The sequence below is a fragment of the Kineococcus sp. GCM10028916 genome (assembly GCF_042674865.1).
Taxonomy (GTDB): Bacteria; Actinomycetota; Actinomycetes; order Actinomycetales; family Kineococcaceae; genus Kineococcus.
In genome coordinates this window covers 458,781-479,485 of sequence record NZ_JBHTFM010000016.1, presented here as the reverse complement: position 1 = coordinate 479,485, position 20,705 = coordinate 458,781, and the positions used below count along the sequence as shown (strand labels likewise).

Genomic DNA, 20,705 nt, shown 5'->3' with positions numbered 1-20,705 from the left:
GTGCTCCCATGCAGCGGTCAACCCCGCGGCCACCACGCAGCGTGGCGTCGCGACGGTCGGGGCTGCTCAGCGCCGCACAGCGTGCGTCCTGGCGCCGGTTGCTCGCCCGCCCACCCCAGACACCGGCGCTGATCGTCCTCTCCGCGGTCGTGCTCGGCGTGGGTCTGGGCTCGGCCTTCACGAGCTGGGTCCCGTTGACGGCGTTCGTGCCCGCGATCCTGATCGGTGCCTTCGTGCTGCGGATGCCGAGGATGCTGGCGCTCTGCCTCGTGGCGGTCCCGGCGATGTTCGTCGCGATCGTCGCTCGCGCCGACGACCCCCGGCCCGTGTCACCGAGCGTTCTCGTCGTCATCGCGATCACGGCCGGCATGGCGCTCGTCTTCGCCCGGGGACGCGACCAGCTCGGACTGACCGGCTACCTCGGCGAGGCCATGCTCGTCGACCTGCGTGACCGGCTGATGGCCCAGGGGGACCTGCCGGAACTGCCCCCGGGGTGGCACGTCGAAGGTCTGCTGCAGCCCGCGCACGGCGACGCGTTCTCGGGTGACGTCCTGCTCGCCTCCGTCTCGCCCGACCGCGCCCGGTTCGAGGTGGTCCTGGTCGACGTCTCTGGGAAGGGGCAGGACGCGGGCAGTCGCGGACTGCTGCTCTCGGGGGCCTTCGGCGGGCTGCTCGGATCGGTGTCGCCGCACGAGTTCCTCCCCGCCGCCAACCGCTACGTGCTGCGCCAGGACTGGTTCGAGGGCTTCGCGACGGCCGTGCACCTGGCGCTCGACCTCACCTCGGGCAAGGTGACCGTCTCCTCGGCCGGACACCCGCCGGCCGTGCACGCGCACTCCGTCGAGAGCGCGGAGCTGCTGGACGCGGCGCACGGGCCCCTGCTCGGTGTCGTCCCCGACGCGGACTTCCCGGCCGTCACGGCGACCCTCGAACCCGGGGACGCCCTGCTCGTCTACTCCGACGGGGTCGTCGAGCAACGCGACGTCGACCTCGGCGAGGGCATCGGTTCCCTGGTCCGCAGGCTGGTGGCCCTCACCCCCGACCAGCGGTCCGGGTCGCTGCCCCGGCTCGTCGCGGACGGGGCCGACGGCGACGCCGACGACCGCACCGCGCTGCTGCTCTGGCGCGACTAGCCCGGCGCCGGGCGCTCTCCCCGGGCCCCTGTCGCGGCGCGTTCGCCGTGCTCGGCGCCGAGGTCGGCGGCCAGTCGCCGCAGCAACGGGGCCGCGTCGCGCACGCAGACCCGCGGGTCGGGTTCGAGGTCCGTCAACGCCCGCGCGTCCGCGAAGCCCGCAGCCCGCCACCGCTGCTCCGGGAGGTCCCGCCGGCCGCTGAGCACGACCACCGGGACCCCCGTCCTCGCGGCCGCCGTCGCGATCCCCACCGGGGTCTTCCCGCCCAGGGACTGCTCGTCGAAGCTGCCCTCGCCGGTGATGACGAGGTCGGCGCCCGCGGTGCGGTGGTCCCAGCCCGCGAACTCCAGCACGACCTCGATGCCCGGGCGGCGGACCGCGCCGAACAGGCCGAGGGCCACCAGACCCGTCCCGCCCGCGGCCCCCGCACCCGGGGTGTCGCGCGCGTCCACGCCGGTCGTGGCGGCCAGGACGTCGGCGAAGCGGGTCAGCGCGCGCTCGAGCAGGTCGACGTCGGCGGGGGAGGCACCCTTCTGCGGTGCGAACACGGCGGCCGCCCCCCGCGGCCCCAGCAGCGGGTGGTCGACGTCGGCGGCGAGCGTCCAGCGCGCGGCGCGCGCCCTCGGATCGAGTCCGATGAGGTCGATGCGGTCGAGGTCGAGCAGGGCCGCCCCGCCGTCGGGCAGGTCGTGGCCGTCCGCGTCCAGGAGCCGGGCGCCCAGGCCGACGAGGATCCCGGCGCCGCCGTCGGTGCTCGCACTGCCGCCGACGGCCAGGACGACGTGCTCGGCGGCGAAGTCGAGGGCGGAGCGGACCAACTGCCCGGTGCCGCGGGTCGTGGCGGTCAGCGGAGCGGGTACCCCGCCCGGCAACCGGTCCAGCCCGGAGGCCTGCGCCATCTCCACGACCGCGGTGCCACCGTCGCGGGCGAAGGTCGCCTCCAGAGTCTCCCCGGTCGGGCCGGCGACGCGGGTCGCCACGGCCCGGAAGCCCGCCGAGCGCAGCGCCGCCTCCACCGTCCCCTCGCCCCCGTCGGCGACGGGGACCTCGGTCGAGGTGAACGTGCGACCCGTGGTGTCGACGTCACGGGTGAGCTCCCCGAAGGCGCCCTCGAAGCCCTCGCGGAAGCCGTCCGCGATCGTGCGGGCGACCTCGGTGGCGGTGAGCGAGCCCTTGAACTTGTCCGGGGCCACGACGACGTGGAAGTCACACAGCATGGCGGGACCCTAGCGATCACCACCGCAGCGCCCGGGGACGACGAAGCGGCCGGCCCCCGAGGGGACCGGCCGCCGACGTCGGAGCGGGTGACGAGAATCGAACTCGCGTAGCTAGTTTGGAAGACTAGGGCTCTACCATTGAGCTACACCCGCGTGCACGGTAGAGCGTGCCACAACCCTGCGGGCAGGAGCAGCGCACCGTGCGGGGACAGCGTAACGGGTCCGGAGCGGTAGCCTGCTCCAGTACCGCCTGCGTGGTGGTCGCGGGGTGTGGCGCAGCTTGGTAGCGCGTCCGCTTTGGGAGCGGAAGGCCCCCGGTTCGAATCCGGGTACCCCGACGGACACGCGGGTGTCGCCGTACGTGGCGGCGCTCGCGCACGAAAGAGCCCCGACGCGGCAGCTAGCATTCCGCGGTGCGCCGGGGCTGCCCGGCGTGCCGCACGCCTGACCACGACCTCCGCAGGACGCGGAGAGATCCCAGGAGAACCCCGCTGTGAAGAGCGACGTCGAGACCCTCAACGCGACCCGGGTGAAGTTCACCGTCGAGGTCGGCTACGACGAGCTGAAGCCCAGTCTCGACAAGGCCTACAAGACCATCGGTGGTCAGGTCCAGGTGCCGGGCTTCCGCAAGGGCAAGGTCCCCGCGCGCGTCATCGACCAGCGCGTCGGCCGCGGTGTCGTGCTCGAGGAAGCCGTCAACGACGCCCTGCCGAAGTTCTACCAGCAGGCCGTCGAGGCCTCGGACTTCCTGCCGCTGGGCCAGCCCACCGTGGACGTCACCCAGGCCCCCGACGTCAAGGACGGCGGTGACCTCAAGTTCTCCGTCGAGGTCGACGTGCGCCCGACGATCGAGCTGCCGGACCTGTCCACCATCACCGTCACGGTCGACGACCTCGAGGTCCCGGCCGAGGAGGTCGAGACCCGTCTCACCTCGCTGCGCGAGCGCTTCGGCACCCTCACCGGTGTCGACCGCGCGGCCGCCGACGGCGACTTCGTCTCCATCGACCTGCACGCCGAGATCGACGGCGAGGAGATCGAGACCGCCAAGGGCATCAGCTACCGCATCGGTCAGGGCAACATGATCGAGGGCCTGGACGAGGCGCTGACCGGCGTCGCGGCCGAGGGCACCGTGACCTTCTCCGCCCCCCTCGCCGGAGGCGAGCGCAAGGGCGAGGACGCCTCCATCACCGTGACCGTGCAGTCGGTCAAGGAGCGCGTGCTGCCCGAGGCGGACGACGACTTCGCCCAGCTGGCGAGCGAGTTCGACACGCTCGAGGAGCTCAACGCCGACCTGCTCAACCAGGTCGAGCAGGCCAAGAAGTTCGAGCAGGGTCTGCAGGCCCGCGACAAGGTCCTCGAGAAGCTCCTCGAGACCGTCGAGGTCCCGGTCCCCGAGTCCCTCGTCGAGGCCGAGATCCACGCCCACCTCGAGCGCGAGAGCCGCCTCGAGGACGCCGAGCACCGCGCCGAGATCGAGGACTCCACCCGTCAGGCGATCCGCAGCCAGCTGCTGCTGGACGCCCTCGCCGACGCCGAGGAGATCGGTGTCGACCAGGGCGAGCTGATCGAGTACCTCGTCGGCCAGGCGCAGCAGTACGGCATGGAGCCCCAGCAGTTCGTCCAGATGGTCGACGGTGCCGGCCAGGTGCCCGCCATGGTCTCCGAGGTCCGTCGCCGCAAGGCGCTGGCCGTCGCCATGGAGAAGGCCACCGTGACCGACGCCTCCGGCAACGCCGTGGACCTCGAGGAGCTCGTGGGCGGCGACGAGGACGAGGACGGCGCGGAAGCCCTCGAGTCCGGCAGCGAGTCCGCCGACGAGGCCGGTCAGACCGTCGACCCGACCGGTGAGGACGAGCAGGCCGCCGCCGAGGAGACCGCGGAAGAGCCCTCGAAGAGCTGATCCCCGCCGCTGTCGGCGCGCTGTTCCCGGACCCGGGATCAGTGCGCCGACAGCGAAAAGGGCCCCGCCCCGACATGGTCGTCGGGGGCTGCGCGTTAGGGTCGATCGAGATCGGCGGAGCATCCGCCGAACCCTCCCGGACCAGGTCCGGGGTGGGTGGTCGATGCCAGGAGAGGGCCAGGGAACAGCGTGAGCGAGATCTTGAGCGCACCGGGACTGGTGACGCCGCAGCAGGCTCGAACGGGTACGCCGGGAGCGGGCCTGGACGACAACGTCTACCAGCGACTCCTGCAGCAGCGGATCATCTGGCTCGGGACCGAGGTCCGGGACGACATGGCCAACGCCATCTGCGCGCAGCTGCTGCTGCTGGCCGCCGAGGACCCCGACGCGGACATCTTCATGTACATCAACTCGCCCGGCGGATCGGTGTCCGCGGGCATGTCGATCTACGACACCATGCAGTACATCAAGCCGGACGTGGCCACGATCGCGACCGGCATGGCGGCCTCCATGGGGCAGTTCCTGCTCGCCGCGGGTGCGGCCGGCAAGCGTTCCGCCCTGCCGCACGCGAAGATCATGATGCACCAGCCGCTGGGTGGCCTCGGTGGTTCCGCCAGCGACATCAAGATCCTGGCCGAGCAGATCATCGCCACCAAGCGGCAGATGGCCGAGCTGATCGCGTTCCACTCGGGGCAGACCTTCGAGACGATCACGCGCGACTCCGACCGGGACCGCTGGTTCTCCGCGCAGGAGGCCAAGGACTACGGGCTCATCGACCACGTCGTCGGTCACACGAGCGAGGTCGAAGGCGGGGGCGGCACCGATGCGTGAGCCGTTCCGTCCTCCGTTCACCGCCCAGATGGGAGACCGCCCGATGAACCCCCAGTCGCGCCTCAACCCGGCCTACGACCAGAACGCGCGCTACGTGCTGCCGCAGTTCGAGGAGCGCACCTCCTACGGGATGAAGCGTTCCGACCCGTACACCAAGCTCTTCGAGGACCGCATCATCTTCCTCGGCGTGCAGGTGGACGACGCCTCGGCGGACGACATCATCGCGCAGCTCATCGTCCTGGAGTCCCAGGACACCGAGCGCGACATCATCATGTACATCAACTCGCCCGGTGGGTCCTTCACGGCCCTCACGGCGATCTACGACACCATGCAGTACATCCGTCCGGACATCCAGACGTACTGCATGGGTCAGGCCGCCTCGGCCGCGGCCGTCCTGCTCGGCGCCGGTGCGCCGGGGAAGCGGTTCGCGCTGCCGAACTCGCGCATCCTCATCCACCAGCCGGCCATGGCCGGTGGCGACTACGGCCAGGCCTCCGACCTGGAGATCCAGGCCAACGAGATCCTGCGCATGCGGTCCTGGCTGGAGAGCACGCTCGCCTTCCACTCCAACCGCACCGCCGACCAGGTGCGCGAGGACATCGAGCGCGACAAGTTCCTCACCGCCAAGGAGGCCGTCGAGTACGGCCTCATCGACGAGGTGCTCCAGAGCCGCAAGGCGTCTGCCCCGTCGCTCTGAGCACGGAACGTCACTCGCGCGCAGCAATGCGCGAGTCGTAGGCGCGCACCCGGGGGGCCGGTCTGGCACCGTGTCCCCCGGAGGCGTCTAATGAGTCGGGCGAGGGGTACCCGGCAGGTAGCGTGGTCAGCACGCGACGCGTCCGGTCCGCTCGGCGGCCTCCGGGTCGTGGGTCCAGCAGCACGAGGAGAGGAAGCCGTCGGTGGCACGCATCGGTGACGGGGGCGATCTGCTGAAGTGCTCGTTCTGCGGCAAGAGCCAGAAGCAGGTCAAGAAGCTCATCGCGGGCCCTGGCGTCTACATCTGCGACGAGTGCATCGACCTCTGCAACGAGATCATCGAGGAGGAGCTCGCCGAGGCCAACGACCTGGGCCTGGTGGAGCTGCCCAAGCCGAAGGAGATCTTCGACTTCCTCGACCAGTACGTCATCGGCCAGAGCTCGGCGAAGAAGTCCCTCGCCGTGGCCGTCTACAACCACTACAAGCGCATCCAGATCGGTGAGCCCTCGGCGAAGAACCGTGACGACGCCGTCGAGATCTCCAAGTCGAACATCCTGCTGATCGGCCCCACGGGCTGCGGCAAGACGTACCTCGCGCAGACGCTCGCCAAGATGCTCAACGTCCCCTTCGCGATCGCCGACGCCACGGCGCTGACCGAGGCCGGCTACGTCGGCGAGGACGTCGAGAACATCCTGCTGAAGCTCATCCAGGCCGCTGACTACGACGTCAAGAAGGCCGAGACGGGCATCATCTACATCGACGAGGTCGACAAGATCGCCCGCAAGTCCGAGAACCCCTCCATCACGCGTGACGTGTCGGGGGAGGGAGTCCAGCAGGCGCTGCTGAAGATCCTCGAGGGGACCACGGCCAGCGTCCCGCCCCAGGGTGGACGCAAGCACCCCCACCAGGAGTTCATCCAGATCGACACGACGAACGTGCTGTTCATCGTGGGTGGGGCCTTCGCCGGCCTCGACCGGATCATCGAGGCGCGCTCCGGCAAGCAGGGGCTCGGCTTCGGCGCGCAGCTGCGCTCGACGGAGAAGAAGGCGACCGAGCCGTCCTTCGCCGAGGTCATGCCCGAGGACCTCATGAAGTTCGGGCTGATCCCCGAGTTCATCGGTCGTCTGCCCGTCATCACCTCGGTGGAGAACCTGGACCAGGAAGCCCTGGTGCAGATCCTCACCAAACCGCGCAACGCCCTCGCCAAGCAGTACCAGCGGATGTTCGAGCTGGACGGGGTGGAGCTGGAGTTCACCGACGACGCCCTGGAGGCCGTCGCCGACCAGGCGATCCTCCGCGGGACCGGTGCGCGAGGGCTCCGCGCGATCATCGAGGAGGTCCTCCTCCCGGTGATGTTCGACGTGCCCAGCCGCGACGACATCGCCCGGGTCGTCGTGACCCGTGAGGTCGTGCTGAAGAACGTGAACCCGACGCTCGTGCCCCGTGAGGCCCCGGCCCGCAAACCCACCCGGGAGCGCCGCGAGAAGTCCGCCTGACCCCAGGACGACGAAGGCCCCGCACCTCCTCGAGGTGCGGGGCCTTCCTCGCTTCCCGTGATCTCGCAGGGAGTCCCAGCGGGATCACGGGTGGGTGAGGGTCACTGCTGGAGGACGGCCTCGACGTCGATCGCGACCTTGAGCGTGGTCCCGAAGACGGCGACACCGATGCCGACGGCCTGGTTCCAGTTCATCTTGAAGTCGTCGCGGTGCAGCTCGGCCGTGGCCGAGAACGCCGCGCGGGTGCCACCCCACGGGTCGGGACCGCTGCCGGAGTAGGACAGCTGCAGCTGCACGGGCCGGGTGGTGGCCAGCAGGGTCAGGTCCCCGGCGAGGACCCACCCGTCGGCTCCGCGCTGCAGGCCCGTCGCCCGGAACGACAACGTCGGGAACTCCGCGGTGTTGAGGAAGTCCGCCGAGCGCAGGTGCTCGTCGCGCTGGGCGTTGCCGGTGTCGATCGAGGTCGCGTCGATCTCGACCTCGACGCGGGAACGGGTGACGTCCTCGGGGACGGTGATCACCCCGGAGAAGCTGGTGAAGCGTCCGGTGACCGCCGAGAGGCCCAGGTGGTGGGCCCGCGCGGAGATCGTCGAGTGCGTGACGTCGATCGCCCAGATCCCGGGCGGGGGGACGTCGCTGCCACCCTGACGGCGCAGACGAACCTCCCCGACGTGCCAGGCCCCGTCGGCCGGGACGACGACGGTCGTGGCCCGCGGCTCGTGCGCCGGGGCCGCGACGAGCATCGTCGCGGCGCCGGCCGGGACGCCGTCGAGGGAGAAGACCCCGTCGCCGGCGGTCACCGCCCGGGCCACCTGAGCGCCGTCGGCGCCGAGCAGCGTGACCGAGGCGCCGGTGACGGGCCACCCCTCGCGGGTCAGCACCTTCCCCTCACCGGTGACTCCCGCGCCGGCCTGCGCGCCGACGGTCCGGTCGGCGCGCAGGTCGGTCTCGCGGTCGGGACTCACCGCTGGTCGCCGATCTGGGAGTTCGTCTCGAAGCGGGTCAGGTCCAGCGTGGTGCCGGCCTGGCCGGAGCCCAGGGTCAGCTGGGCGGCGGAGACGGTGTCCTCCTCGATGTCGACGGCCGTGGCCACCGGAGCGAACCCGGCGGCGGTGAGCGTGTAGTGCCCGCCCGCCAGGTCCTCGAAGGAGTAGCTGCCGTCGGTGCCGGTGACGACGGAGCCGACGACCTCACCGGAGGAGTCGACGAGGGTCACGGACGCCTCGCGCACGACCCGTCCGTCGCTCGCGGCGACGACGGTACCGGTGAGGCGGCCGCCGCCGGTGAGGACGAGGTCGCAGGCCAGGGCGCCGGAGTCGGGGACCTCGACGCTGCGGGCCAGCGGACGGTGCGACTCGTTCTGCGCGGTCAGCACGTAGCTGCCGCCCATGAGCTGGTCGAAGGCGTAGCTGCCGCCACCGTCGGTGCGGGTGGAGCCGACGACCTCGCCGGTCACGTCGGTCAGGGTGACGAGCGCGCCCTGGACCCCGTGGTGGTTGCCGGAGTCGACGCCGTCGTGGATCTCGTGGGCCAGGACCCGGCCGGTGATGGCCGAGCGACCCGAGAGCACCACGTCGCGGGTGACGGAGGTGTCCCCGATCCCGACGAGGGTCGCCGACGGGGCGACGTGGGCCGCCGCGACGATCAGCAGGTAGGTCCCGCCGGTCGGCAGCGCGAGGCGGTAGGTGCCGTCCTCGCGGGTCGAGGTGCGGGCCACCTGCTGGCCGGACTGGTCGGCGAGGGTCACGACGGCACCCGGCAGCGGGCGCCGGTCGTGGTGGCGGACGGAACCGGACAGCGAGAGCCCGGTGTCGGTGCGGGTGGACTGAGCGGACACGCCCGTCGTCTCCTCCCGGTCGTGGTGCGCGACACCGTTGAGCGCTGCGGCGGCACCGTTCACGGACCCGTTCACCGAGTTGCTGTGCGAACCCTCGACCGCAGCGTGCCCGGCCGGGGAGTCCTGGACCGCCGCGGGAGCGGTGGTCGCCACCTGGGCATCCTGTCCGGTCTCCTCGCCGCCGCGCAACGCCCGCTCCTTGAAGAAGAACGTGATGACGAACGCGAAGAGGGCGAACGGGGCCGCGATGAGGAAGACCTCGGCGATCGAGGAGCCGTAGGCGGCCTGGACGATGCCGCGGACGGGCTCGGGGATCGTGGCCAGGTCCGGCACCCCGGTGCTGGAACCGAGCGAGCGAGCCGCTGCGGCGGGGTCGATGCCGGCGGAGCGCAGACCCGAGGTCAGGTGGCTGGTCACGCGGTGGCCGAGGACGGCACCGAGGGCCGAGACGCCGATGGCTCCGCCGAGGCTGCGGGCGAAGGCCACGAAGGACGACGCGGAGCCGAGGTCACGGGGTTCGACGACGTTCTGGACCGCGAGCACGAGGTTCTGCATCATCATGCCGACGCCCAGGCCGACGAGGGCCATGTACGGCGCGACGACCCAGTAGTTGGTGTCGTACTCGATGGTGCCCATGAGGCCGAGACCGACGGTGAGGAGCAGGCCGCCCACGACGAGCCAGCTCTTCCAGCGTCCGGTCTTGGTGATGAACCGGCCGGCGATGGTCGAGGACAGGAAGAGCCCGATGATCATCGGGATGGTCATGATCCCGGCCCTGGTCGGGGTCTCCCCGCGGGCCAGCTGGAAGTACTGGCCGAGGAAGATCGTGGCGGCGAACAGGGCGACACCGACGAAGAGGCTCGCGGCGGCGGAGAGGGCGATCGTCGGGTTGCGGAAGAACTTCAGCGGGACGATCGGCTCCTTGGCGCGGTGCTCGGCCAGGACGGCGAGGCCCAGGAAGACGACACCCCCGGCGACCAGGGCGACGGTCCACCAGGAGCCCCAGGCGAACTGGGTGCCGGCGAGGGAGACCCAGACGAGCAGGGCGGAGATGCCGGCGGCGAGGAGGAAGGCGCCCAGGTAGTCGATGGAGACGGCGCGCTTGGCCTGCGGCGGCAGCTTCAGCTTGAACTGGAGCACGAAGAAGGCGATGACGGCGAAGGGGACACCGACGTAGAAGCACCAGTGCCAGGACAGGTGCTGGGTGAGGACCCCGCCGATCAGCGGGCCCCCGACGGTGGCGAGGGCGAAGGTCGCGCCGAGGTAGCCGGAGTACCGGCCGCGTTCCCGGGGGCTGACCATCGACGCCAGCACGACCTGGGTGAGGGCGAGCAGACCGCCACCGCCGATGCCCTGGAAGACGCGCAGCGTGATGAGCATGCCCATGTTGGTGGACAGGCCCGCGACGACCGAGGCGATCACGTAGATGATGAGCGCCGTCTGCACGAGCAGCTTCTTGGAGAACAGGTCCGAGAGCTTGCCCCAGATGGGGGTGGAGATCGTCGTCGCGAGCAGCGCGGCGGTGACGACCCAGGTGTAGCCGGACTCCGTGCCGTGGAGGTCGTTGACGATGGTCGGGAGGGCGTTCGAGACGACCGTCGAGGACAGGATCGCCACGAACATCCCGAGGAGCAGGCCGGACAGCGCCTCGAGGACCTCCTTGTGGGACATCTTCGGCGCGGCACTGTCGGAGGGCGCGAGGTGGGTGTCTGTGGTGGTGCTCATGCGTTCGCCTGCAACTCTTTCTCCCGCTCTGGAACGAGCTCGGTGTTCTCCGGCGACGCTGCCGCTGACGTGGTGACCGCGCACTCGGCGGTGGCGGTCGTGACGAGTTTCCCGAGGAGCCGGGTGAGGTCGCCGACCTCGTGGTCAGGCCAGGCGTCGAGGCGCTCGACGAGCTTGCCCACGATGGCCCGGCGGTGGTGGCGGAGTTCTTCGACACCCTCGGCGCTGACGGTCAGCCGCTGCGAGCGGCCGTCGTCGGGGTCGGGGGCGGAGTCGAGGAACCCCTTCTGCCGCAGGTGGGTCACCTGGCGGCTGACGGTGGAGAGGTCGAGCGAGAGGTGCTCGGCGACTTCGCTGATCCGCATCGAACCCCGCTGGTGCACGACGGCCAGCGTCGCGATCGCGGGGGTGTTCAGCGTGCCGACGAGCGTGCGGCGTGCGCGGAGCAGGTCCGGGAACACGTCGACGAGCGCGGCACACGCGTGAGGTGTGGCCATGTCGACCTTCGAGCTCGGTTGGTGTGTGCAAGCAACGATATGCCCGGATGGTTGCAGCATGCAACCCCGAGGTCCCCAGGAGCCGCCGTCGGGGGAGGGGAGGTCAGATCAGGGCGTTGAGGCGGCCGAGGAGGGTGGCGAGCTCGGTCATGTCGTCCTCGGGCCAGCCCTCGAGGCGGGAGTGCAGGCGCTGCCGGCGGGCCGAACGTGCCGCGTGCACCTTCTCCAGGCCCTCGGGGGAGAGGGTCAGCCGCACGGCGCGACCGTCCGTGGGGTCGGCTTCGCGGGTCACCAGCCCGAGGCGTTCGAGGAGCTGGACCTGGCGCGACAGGGTGGGCTTGCCGATCCCGAAGAACGTCGCGAGGTCGGAGGGACGGGTCTCGCCGACGTCGTCGAGACGGACGAGCAGGCTGTACGCCTCGGGTTCGAGGTCGGGGTGCACGCTGCGCGCGGTCTCCCGGTTGATCGCGCGTGAGCGGCGCAACAGCACGGCGAGTTCGCGTTCCAGTGCTTCGGCAGGACCCGTGACCATCCGAGGAACCTACCGGTCCGCGCGGGGCGGTACGTGCCACGCACCCGACGCGCCGGGCCCGGCGGCTTGTCCAGGGGCCTCGGTCCCCGTACTGTCCCCATCGATGCATCGAACCGATGCATCGGAACGGAGAACCTGTGGTCCGCAAACGCGGCGACGTCCTGCTCCTCGCGGTCCTGGCGCTGCTGGCCGACGGCCCGCTGCACGGCTACGAGGTCCGCAAGCGTCTCGACCTGCGCCTCGGTGTGTTCCGGGCGCTGTCCTACGGGACGCTCTACCCCGCGTTGCGCGCCCTGCAGGCCGGTGGCTGCATCACCGAGACGACCGAGGAACGCATCCCGGGCACCGTCAGTCCGAAGCGGGCGCGCGTCGTCTACGAGATCACCCGCCACGGCAAGGACCGGCTCGGGCAGATGCTCGAGGAGTCCGGTCCCGACGCGTGGGAGGACGACGCGTTCGGCGTCCACTTCGCCCTCTTCACCCGGGTCGCCCCGCGCACGCGGTTGCGCATCCTCGAAGGCCGCCGGGCCCGTCTGCTGGAACGTCTCGAGCAGATGAACCGCTCCATCGACCGCACCCAGGCCCAGCTCGACTCCTACGCCCTCGAGGCGCAGCGGCACGGCCTGGAGACCGTCCGCAGCGAGGTCGACTGGCTCGAACGCCTCATCTCCGCAGAGCACCACCCCGAGAAACCAGAGGAGAACCCCTGATGGCAGGACCCATCCGCGTCGCGATCGTCGGTGTCGGCAACTGCGCCGCCTCGCTCGTCCAGGGCGTGCACTACTACCGCGACGCCGACCCGACGCAGAGCGTCCCCGGTCTCATGCACGTCCAGTTCGGCGACTACCACGTGCGCGACATCGAGTTCGTCGCCGCGTTCGACGTCGACGACAAGAAGGTCGGCACCGACCTCGCCGACGCCATCGGCGCCAGCGAGAACAACACCATCAAGATCTGCGACGTCCCGACCACCGGGGTGACCGTCCAGCGCGGCCCCACCCTCGACGGCCTCGGGAAGTACTACCGCGAGACCATCACCGAGTCCGACGCCGAACCCGTCGACGTCGTCGCCGCGCTGCGCGAGGCGAAGGCCGACGTCCTCGTCTGCTACCTGCCCGTCGGTTCCGAGGACGCGGCGATGTTCTACGCCCAGGCCGCGATCGACGCGCACGTCGCCTTCGTCAACGCGCTGCCCGTCTTCATCGCCGGCACCCCGGAGTGGGCGCAGAAGTTCACCGACGCCGGTGTCCCGATCGTCGGCGACGACATCAAGTCCCAGGTCGGTGCGACGATCACCCACCGGGTCCTCGCGAAGCTCCTCGAGGACCGCGGCATCAAGCTGGAACGCACCTACCAGCTGAACGTCGGCGGCAACATGGACTTCAAGAACATGCTGGAACGCGACCGCCTGGAGTCGAAGAAGATCTCCAAGACCCAGGCCGTCACGTCGAACGTGCACGCCGACTTCGGCACCCGCAACGTGCACATCGGCCCCAGCGACTACGTCCAGTGGCTCGACGACCGCAAGTGGGCCTACGTCCGCCTCGAGGGCAAGGCCTTCGGTGACGTCCCGCTGAACCTGGAGTACAAGCTCGAGGTCTGGGACTCCCCGAACTCCGCCGGCGTCATCATCGACGCCGTCCGGGCCGCGAAGATCGGTCTGGACCGGGGGATCGGCGGTCCGCTGCTGTCCCCGTCGGCGTACTTCATGAAGTCCCCGCCGCAGCAGCGTGACGACGAGGCCGGCCGCCACGGCGTCGAGGCGTTCATCGCGGGCACCGTCGACCGCTGACCCCCACCCCCGGTTGGGACCGTTGACGCTTCGGGCCAATAGGTTCGGCCCGTCGCGTCAACGGTCCGCCCCGCGTCAGTCGGTGGGGGCGATCTCGGCCTTCGCCGTCAGGGTCTCCGCACCCTCGACGACCTCCCAGCTGATCGAGGCCGCGCGCGAGGCGGCCAGCAGGTCACCCTCGGCGCGGCGGGCGGCCTCCACGAGCGCGGCCGGACCGGACAGGGTGGCCGCGGTGAGCGGGGTCTTCTGCGAGACCTTGGCCTCGCTCTTCACCTTGCGCAGCGCCGAGAGCGCCTGCCCCGCAGCGGAGAGCACGCCGAGCGCACCGTCGTCGGTCGCCCCCAGGTCGTCCAGGACGGGCCAGGCGCTGGTGTGCACCGAGCCGTCCTGCCACCACGACCAGACCTCTTCGGCCGCGTAGGGCAGGAACGGCGCGAACAGGCGCAGCAGCGTCCGCAACGCGATCGCCGCCGTCGCCCGGGCGCTGGCCGCGGCCGCCGGACCGCGGGAACCGTAGGCGCGGTCCTTGACCAGCTCCACCCAGTCGTCGCAGAAGTTCCAGAAGAACTTCTCGGTCACGTCCAGCGCGCTCGCGTGGTCGTAGCGCTCGAACGCCTCGGTGGCCTGGCGCACCACGACGGACAACCCCGCGAGCACGCTCGCGTCGATGGGTTCCGTCACCGCGGCCGGCTCCGCCGCCGTGCCGCGTTCGACCCCGAGTCCGAGGACGAACTTCGAGGCGTTGAGCAGCTTCATCGCCAACCGGCGCCCGATCTTCATCTGGCCGGTGTCGAACGTCGCGTCGGTGCCCAACCGGGAGGACGCGGCCCAGTAGCGCACGGCGTCGGAGCCGAACTCCTCCAGCAGCGCCAACGGCGTGACGACGTTGCCCTTGGACTTCGACATCTTCTTGCGGTCCGGGTCCAGGATCCAGCCCGAGAGCGCCGTCCGCGCCCAGGGCAGACCGCCGAACTCCAGGTGCGAGCGCACCACGGTGGAGAACAGCCAGGTGCGGATGATGTCCTGGCCCTGCGGGCGCAGGTCCATCGGGTAGACCCGGGAGAACAGGTCCTCGTCCCGTTCCCAGCCACCGGCCAGCAGCGGGGTCAGCGACGACGTCGCCCAGGTGTCCATCACGTCGGGGTCGGCGGCGAAACCACCCGGCACCCCGCGCTGGTCCTCGGTGAAGCCGGGAGCGGCCTCCGCCGCCGGGTCCACCGGCAGCGCCGACTCCTCGGGGACGATCGGGGAGTCGTAGGCGGGTTCACCGTCGGCGTCGAGGCGGTACCAGACCGGGAACGGCACCCCGAAGAAGCGCTGACGCGAGATCAGCCAGTCCCCGTTGAGCCCCGTGACCCAGTGGTCGTAGCGGTGCTTCATGTGCTCGGGGTGCCAGGCCAGCTCCCCACCGCGGGCGAGCAGCGCGGAGCGCAGGTCGGTGTCGCGGCCCCCGTTGCGCAGGTACCACTGACGGGTCGAGACGATCTCGAGCGGGCGGTCGCCCTTCTCGTAGTACTTCACCGGGTGGGTGATCTTCTTCGGCTCGCCGACCATGTCGCCGGAGGCCTGCAGGGCCTCGACGACGGTCTTCTGCGCGCTGAACACCGTCGCGCCGGCGATGCTCTCGTAGAACCCGGCGCCGTCGGGGGTGGTCAGCCACGCGGGGGTCTCGCGCAGCAGGCGCCCGTCGCGCCCGATGACGGCGCGGTTGGGCAGCTGCAGCTCACGCCACCAGGTGATGTCGGTCGTGTCGCCGAAGGTGCAGATCATCGCGATCCCGGACCCCTTCTCGGGGTCGGCCAGCCGGTGCGCCACCACGGGGACCTCCACGCCGAACAGCGGCGTCGTCACCGTCTTCCCGAACAGCGGCTGGTAGCGCTCGTCGTCGGGGTGGGCGACGAGGGCCACGCAGGCCGGCAGCAGCACCGGGCGGGTCGTCTCGATGTGGACGGTCTCGCCGCCGTCGGTGGGGGTGAACCCGATCCGGTGGTAGGCGCCCTCGGTGTCCTTGTCCTCCAGCTCGGCCTGCGCGACGGCGGTGCGGAACGTCGTGTCCCACAGCGTCGGTGCCTGCTGGGAGTAGGCCTCGCCGCGCGCGAGGTTGCGCAGGAAGGCGCGCTGGGCCGTGGCCCGCGAGGTCGCCGAGATCGTGGAGTAGGTGTGCGACCAGTCCACCGAGAGGCCGAGACGGCGCCACAGCGACTCGAAGACCTGCTCGTCCTCGGCCGTCAGCCGGTCGCAGAGCTCGACGAAGTTGCGCCGCGAGATCTGGACGAAGTCGCGGTCGTTCTTCGGTGCCTTCTCCGGCGGCACGAACGAGGCGTCGTAGGGCAGCGTCGGGTCGCAGCGCACGCCGTAGTAGTTCTGCACCCGGCGTTCGGTCGGCAGGCCGTTGTCGTCCCAGCCCATCGGGTAGAAGACGGACTTGCCGCGCATGCGCTGGAAGCGCGCGACGACGTCAGTGTGGGTGTAGCTGAAGACGTGCCCGACGTGCAGCGAACCGGACACCGTCGGCGGCGGGGTGTCGATGGAGTAGACGTCGGCGCGCTGGGAGGTGCGGTCGAAGGCGTAGGTGCCCTCCTCCTGCCACGTCGGGGCCCAGCGCTCCTCCAGCCCGTCCACCGTGGGACGGTCGGGTACCTCGACACCGGGCGCGACGTTCGTCTGGAACTGGGGTGCGGGCGCTGCGGGCGTGGCGTCGGACATGACCCCATCATTCCAGCCGCGACCGGGCCCCCGCTCCGGCACCCGATCCGGTGACGGGTGCTGAAGGTGCGCCCGGGACCCGCCGATGCTGCGGTATGCCCTCCGCCCGACGTCTGCTGCCCTGGCAGGCCTACGCCGTCGGTGGTGCGCTCGCCGCTGCCGCGGGGGTCGCGCTGCCTCCCGGGATGCTCAACGACGCCCTGTTCGCGCTCGTCAGCGTCTCCGCCGCCGTGGCGACCGCCGTCGGCACCCGCCTGCACCGACCGCAGCGCGCCTCGGCCTGGTGGCTGCTGACCGCCGGTCTGCTGGCCTGGGCACTGGGTGACGCCTCCTACGCCGTCTGCTACACCTGGCTCGGCTGGGACGCCTTCCCCAGCGTCCCCGACGTCTTCTACCTGCTCGCCTACCCCCTCATCGCCGTCGCGATGCTGCGGATGGCCCGCCAGGCCCGGCCCGGGGCCGACCGCGAGGGCGTCATCGACGCCGCGATCCTCGCCGTCGGCTTCGGTCTGCTGTCCTGGACCTTCCTCGTGCGCCCCGCGCTGGCCGCCCTGCCGCAGGACCTGCCCGCCGGACTCGTCTCGCTGGCCTACCCCGTGGGCGACGTCGTCGTCCTGGCGATGCTGGTGCGGGTCCTGAGCGCCGCCGGGCCGCGCTCGGCCGCGGCCGGGCTGCTGGGCGCGGCGGCGGCCCTGATGCTGACGGCCGACACCCTCTGGCAGTACTCCGACGCCTACGCCACCCTGGACGACACCTGGGTCGACCTGGCCTTCACCGCCTCCTACGTGCTGTGGGGGATGGCCGCGCTGCACCCCTCGATGCGCCGCCTCTCCGACCCCTCGCCCAGCAGCCGGCACGAGTTCAGCCCGTTGCGCCTGGCCGTCCTCACCGGCGCCAGCCTCCTGGCCCCCGGCACCCTGGCCCTGCAGCTGACCCTGGGGCTGCCGACCGAGGGCTGGGCCGTCGTCGTGGGCGCCACCACCCTGTTCCTGCTCGTGGTGGCCCGGATGTCGACCCTGCTGCGCCGGCTGCGCGAGCAGACCGACCTGCTGGGCGACCTCGCTCGCACCGACCCCCTCACCGGCCTGCTCAACCGGCGCAGCGCCGACGCCGAGCTGCAGCGGGCGCAGGAGCGGGCCCGGGGCGAGGGGGTCCCCCTCGTCGTCGCCCTGCTCGACCTCGACCACTTCAAGGCCTTCAACGACACCTACGGCCACCCCGCCGGTGACGCCCTCCTGGTGGGGGCGGCGACCGCCTGGAGCACCGCGCTGGCCGGGACGGGGGCCCAGCTCGCGCGGTGGGGCGGGGAGGAGTTCCTCCTCGTCATCACCGGGTGGGAGCCCGCGCGCGTCGAGCTGCTGCTGGACGAGCTGCGCGCGGTGGTGCCCGCGGGGCAGGCGTTCTCGGCGGGCCTGGCCGGCTGGGACGGGCGCGAGGAGACCGGCGTCCTCGTCGGCCGGGCCGACGAGGCCCTCTACGCCGCCAAGCACGCCGGGCGCGCCTGCAGCCGCACCGCCGTCGCACACCGCCCCGAGAAGCAACCGGGGGAGTACTCGCGCCCCAGCGCCTGACGTGTGTGAAACTCGCAGGAACACGCGGCCGACGACGTCTGCAGGAGTTCCGATGAGCACCACGTTCAGCACCACCCTGGCCGAGCACGCCCGCAGCCGGCCCGACGGCGTCGCCGTCCGACTCGACGAGCACACCCTCACGTGGCGCGGGTTCGACGACGCCACCGCCCGGGTCGCGACCCTGCTGCGCACCGAGGGCGTCCGGCCCGGCGACCGCGTCGCCCTGATCCTGCCCAACGTGCCCCAGTTCCCCGTGTTCTACCACGGCATCCTCCGCGCCGGTGCGGTCGTCGTCCCGATGAACCCGCTGCTGCGCGGCCGCGAGGTGAACCACCACTTCGCCGACTCCGGCGCCGTCCTCGCCTTCGTCTGGCACGCCGTCGCGGACGCCTCCCACGCCGGCGCCGTCGGCACCCCGACCCGGGTGGTCGTCGTCGAACCGGAGGCCACCGCCGCCCTGCTCGCCGGCGTCGACCCCGACCCCGCGGCGCACGCACCGGACCCCGACGACACCGCCGTGATCCTCTACACCTCCGGCACCACCGGTTCCCCCAAGGGTGCGGAGCTGAGCCACCGCAACCTCTTCAGCAACGCCGTCACCTCCCAGGAGAGCCTCATCCGCCTCGGCGGGGACGACGTCATCCTCGGCGCGCTGCCGCTGTTCCACGCCTTCGGCCAGACCTGCGCCATGAACACCGCCCTCATCGCCGGGCGCACCATGACGCTGCTGCCGCGCTTCAGCGCCGCCGCGGCGCTCGCCGTCGTGCAGCGCGACCGGGTGACCCACTTCGCCGGCGTGCCGACCATGTACGTCGCGATGCTCAACGAACCCGACGCCGAGTCCTACGACCTGTCCTCCTGGCGTTCCTGCGTCTCCGGGGGCGCGTCGTTGCCGGTGGAGGTCCTGCGCGGTTTCGAGGCGCGCTTCGGCGTGGAGATCCTGGAGGGCTACGGGCTGAGCGAGACCTCCCCGGTCGCCTCCTTCAACCACCCCGGCACCGTCCGCAAACCCGGCACGATCGGGGTCCCGGTGCGCGGCTGCGAGATGGACCTGCGCGGCGCCGACGGCTCCGTCGTCACCGAGGGGGTCGGGGAGATCGTCGTCCGCGGGGAGAACGTCATGAAGGGCTACTGGCGCAACGCGACCGCGACGGCGCAGACGTTCGTCGACGGCTGGTTCCGCACGGGTGACCTCGCGACCCGCGACGAGGACGGGTACTACACGATCGTCGACCGGGCCAAGGACATGATCGACCGCGGTGGCTACAACGTGTACCCGCGCGAGGTCGAGGAGGTCCTCTACGAGCACCCCGCGGTCGAGCAGGTCGCCGTCGTCGGTTTCCCGGACCCGTTGGTGGGGGAGGAGATCGGCGCGGCCGTCGTCCTCAAGGAGGGGGCGCACGCGACGCCCGAGGAGTTGCAGCAGCACGTGAAGGACGCGCTCGCGGCGTACAAGTACCCGCGCCGGGTCTGGATCGTGGAGGAGCTGCCGAAGGGCCCCACCGGCAAGATCCTCAAACGCGAGATCCACCCGCCCGTCCGCAGCACCGAGCACGAGGAGCGCCCCGCATGACCAGCCCGACCGGAGTGGACTACTACGAGATCGCCGGCGACCTCACCGACGCCGAGCGCGAGGTCTGGGCGAGCGTCCGCGCGTTCGTCGACGAGAAGGTGATCCCGGTCGCGGGCGGGTACTGGGAACGCGCCGAGATGCCGCTGGACCTCCTCAAGGAGTACGCCCAGCTGAACCTCGTGGGCGACGGTCTGCAGGGACCGGGGATCCCGGCGCTGAGCCACACCGCAGCCGGTCTGATCACGATGGAACTGTCCCGGGGCGACGGGAGCTTCGCGACGATGCTCGGCGTCCAGGCCGGTCTCGCGATGCGCTCCATCGCGTTCCTGGGCTCGGAGGAGCAGAAGGAGCGCTGGCTGCCGCCGATGGCGCGCCTGGAGGTCCTCGGGGCGTTCGGGCTCACCGAACCCGACCACGGGTCCGACGCCGTGGCGCTGGCCACGACCGCCCGGCGCGAGGGTGACGAGTACGTCCTCGACGGCGCCAAGCGCTGGATCGGGTTCGGCACGATCTGCGACGTCTGCGTCGTGTGGGCCCGCGGTGAGGACGGCGCCGTCCAGGGCTTCCTCGTCGAACGCGGGACGCCGGGGTTCAGCGCCACCGCCATCCAGGGCAAGGCGTCGTTGCGCGCCATCCACAACGCCGACATCACGCTGACCGGCGTGCGGGTGCCGGCCGCGAACCGGCTGCCCGGTGGGAACTCCTTCCGCGACACCGGTCGCGTCCTGTCCGCGACCCGGGCCGGGATCGCCTGGGGGGCGCTGGGCCACGCGACGGCCGCCTACGAGACGGCGCTGGCCTACTCCCTGGAGCGCAAGCAGTTCGGCCAGCCGCTGGCGAGCTTCCAGCTCGTCCAGGACAAGCTGGTGCAGATGCTCGCCGAGGTCACCGCGATGCAGCTGTTCTGCCTGCGCGTCGGCAAGCTCGCCGACTCCGGCCGGCTCACCGACACCCAGGCCTCGCTGGCCAAGGTCAACGCCACCCGCAAGGCCCGCTTCGTGACGGCGATGGCCCGTGACCTGCTGGGCGGCAACGGGATCCTGCTGGAGCACCGCGTCGCCCGGCACATGGCCGACGTCGAGGCGCTGCACACCTACGAGGGGACGGAGTCGATCCAGACCCTCATCGTCGGCCGCCACCTCACGGGCATCTCCAGCTTCACCTGATCCTTCCCTCCTCGTGATCAGGCACGTTTGCAG

The 20,705-nt window shown here is 71.3% G+C and carries 16 protein-coding genes and 2 tRNA genes; 11 read left to right on the top strand and 7 right to left on the bottom strand.

Annotated features, from left to right (window positions below):
• Window positions 1-8: 8 nt before the first annotated feature.
• Complete coding sequence (locus tag ACFQ46_RS16020) at window positions 9-1,133, top strand: PP2C family protein-serine/threonine phosphatase (protein ID WP_380260360.1); 1,125 nt, start codon at window positions 9-11, stop codon at window positions 1,131-1,133.
• Here the strand turns inward: ACFQ46_RS16020 and ACFQ46_RS16015 are convergent.
• The gene (locus ACFQ46_RS16015; RefSeq protein ID WP_380260359.1) at window positions 1,130-2,350 is read right to left on the bottom strand and encodes a glycerate kinase; all 1,221 of its coding nucleotides are present in this window, start codon (window positions 2,348-2,350) and stop codon (window positions 1,130-1,132) included. The two genes, ACFQ46_RS16020 and ACFQ46_RS16015, sit on opposite strands and share 4 nt — an antisense overlap.
• Window positions 2,351-2,432: 82 nt before the next feature.
• Window positions 2,433-2,503 (bottom strand) — tRNA-Gly (locus ACFQ46_RS16010).
• 111 nt (window positions 2,504-2,614) lie between these two features.
• Here ACFQ46_RS16010 and ACFQ46_RS16005 point away from each other — a divergent pair.
• The 5 genes from ACFQ46_RS16005 (at window position 2,615) to clpX (ending at window position 7,273) form a co-directional block, all read left to right on the top strand.
• Window positions 2,615-2,688, top strand: a tRNA-Pro gene (locus tag ACFQ46_RS16005).
• 155 nt (window positions 2,689-2,843) lie between these two features.
• A complete protein-coding gene (gene tig, locus ACFQ46_RS16000) occupies window positions 2,844-4,250 on the top strand; it encodes a trigger factor (protein ID WP_380260358.1) in 1,407 nt (468 codons plus the stop codon).
• Window positions 4,251-4,439: 189 nt separating this feature from the next.
• Window positions 4,440-5,081, top strand: coding sequence for an ATP-dependent Clp protease proteolytic subunit (locus ACFQ46_RS15995; protein ID WP_380260357.1), 642 nt, complete (start codon window positions 4,440-4,442; stop codon window positions 5,079-5,081).
• 43 nt (window positions 5,082-5,124) lie between these two features.
• On the top strand, window positions 5,125-5,778 hold the full coding sequence (locus tag ACFQ46_RS15990; protein ID WP_380260356.1) for an ATP-dependent Clp protease proteolytic subunit: 654 nt from the start codon (window positions 5,125-5,127) through the stop codon (window positions 5,776-5,778).
• Between the two features lie 202 nt (window positions 5,779-5,980).
• Window positions 5,981-7,273 carry an ATP-dependent Clp protease ATP-binding subunit ClpX gene (gene clpX, locus ACFQ46_RS15985; protein WP_380260355.1) on the top strand — a complete coding sequence of 431 codons (1,293 nt, stop codon included), beginning with the start codon at window positions 5,981-5,983 and terminating at the stop codon, window positions 7,271-7,273.
• Window positions 7,274-7,374: 101 nt separating this feature from the next.
• Here the strand turns inward: clpX and ACFQ46_RS15980 are convergent, their stop codons facing one another.
• The 4 genes from ACFQ46_RS15980 to ACFQ46_RS15965 all read right to left on the bottom strand — a co-directional run bounded on the left by ACFQ46_RS15980 (window position 7,375) and on the right by ACFQ46_RS15965 (window position 11,864).
• Complete coding sequence (locus ACFQ46_RS15980; protein ID WP_380260455.1) at window positions 7,375-8,214, bottom strand: YceI family protein; 840 nt, start codon at window positions 8,212-8,214, stop codon at window positions 7,375-7,377.
• A gap of 20 nt (window positions 8,215-8,234) precedes the next feature.
• A complete protein-coding gene (locus tag ACFQ46_RS15975; RefSeq protein WP_380260354.1) occupies window positions 8,235-10,835 on the bottom strand; it encodes an MFS transporter in 2,601 nt (866 codons plus the stop codon).
• The gene (locus ACFQ46_RS15970; RefSeq protein WP_380260353.1) at window positions 10,832-11,332 is read right to left on the bottom strand and encodes a MarR family winged helix-turn-helix transcriptional regulator; all 501 of its coding nucleotides are present in this window, start codon (window positions 11,330-11,332) and stop codon (window positions 10,832-10,834) included. The genes ACFQ46_RS15975 and ACFQ46_RS15970 overlap by 4 nt, the downstream gene beginning before the upstream one ends.
• A gap of 103 nt (window positions 11,333-11,435) precedes the next feature.
• Window positions 11,436-11,864, bottom strand: coding sequence for a MarR family winged helix-turn-helix transcriptional regulator (locus ACFQ46_RS15965; RefSeq protein ID WP_380260352.1), 429 nt, complete (start codon window positions 11,862-11,864; stop codon window positions 11,436-11,438).
• A 137-nt stretch (window positions 11,865-12,001) separates the two neighbouring features.
• Here ACFQ46_RS15965 and ACFQ46_RS15960 point away from each other — a divergent pair, with 137 nt between their 5' ends.
• The gene (locus ACFQ46_RS15960) at window positions 12,002-12,574 is read left to right on the top strand and encodes a PadR family transcriptional regulator (RefSeq protein ID WP_328295345.1); all 573 of its coding nucleotides are present in this window, start codon (window positions 12,002-12,004) and stop codon (window positions 12,572-12,574) included.
• On the top strand, window positions 12,571-13,656 hold the full coding sequence (locus ACFQ46_RS15955; protein WP_380162176.1) for an inositol-3-phosphate synthase: 1,086 nt from the start codon (window positions 12,571-12,573) through the stop codon (window positions 13,654-13,656). Before ACFQ46_RS15960 ends, ACFQ46_RS15955 begins: the two co-directional genes overlap by 4 nt.
• Before the next feature lie 75 nt (window positions 13,657-13,731).
• On the opposite strand, the gene valS is transcribed toward ACFQ46_RS15955, so the two are convergent.
• Window positions 13,732-16,362, bottom strand: a complete 2,631-nt coding sequence (valS, locus tag ACFQ46_RS15950; RefSeq protein WP_380260351.1) for a valine--tRNA ligase — start codon at window positions 16,360-16,362, stop codon at window positions 13,732-13,734.
• A gap of 95 nt (window positions 16,363-16,457) precedes the next feature.
• Here valS and ACFQ46_RS15945 point away from each other — a divergent pair, with 95 nt between their 5' ends.
• The 3 genes from ACFQ46_RS15945 to ACFQ46_RS15935 are packed head-to-tail and all read left to right on the top strand — an operon-like array spanning window position 16,458 to window position 20,672.
• Window positions 16,458-17,933 carry a GGDEF domain-containing protein gene (locus ACFQ46_RS15945; RefSeq protein WP_380260350.1) on the top strand — a complete coding sequence of 492 codons (1,476 nt, stop codon included), beginning with the start codon at window positions 16,458-16,460 and terminating at the stop codon, window positions 17,931-17,933.
• A gap of 52 nt (window positions 17,934-17,985) precedes the next feature.
• The gene (locus tag ACFQ46_RS15940) at window positions 17,986-19,506 is read left to right on the top strand and encodes a long-chain fatty acid--CoA ligase (protein WP_380260349.1); all 1,521 of its coding nucleotides are present in this window, start codon (window positions 17,986-17,988) and stop codon (window positions 19,504-19,506) included.
• A complete protein-coding gene (locus ACFQ46_RS15935; protein ID WP_380260348.1) occupies window positions 19,503-20,672 on the top strand; it encodes an acyl-CoA dehydrogenase family protein in 1,170 nt (389 codons plus the stop codon). The genes ACFQ46_RS15940 and ACFQ46_RS15935 overlap by 4 nt, the downstream gene beginning before the upstream one ends.
• Window positions 20,673-20,705: the final 33 nt, after the last annotated feature.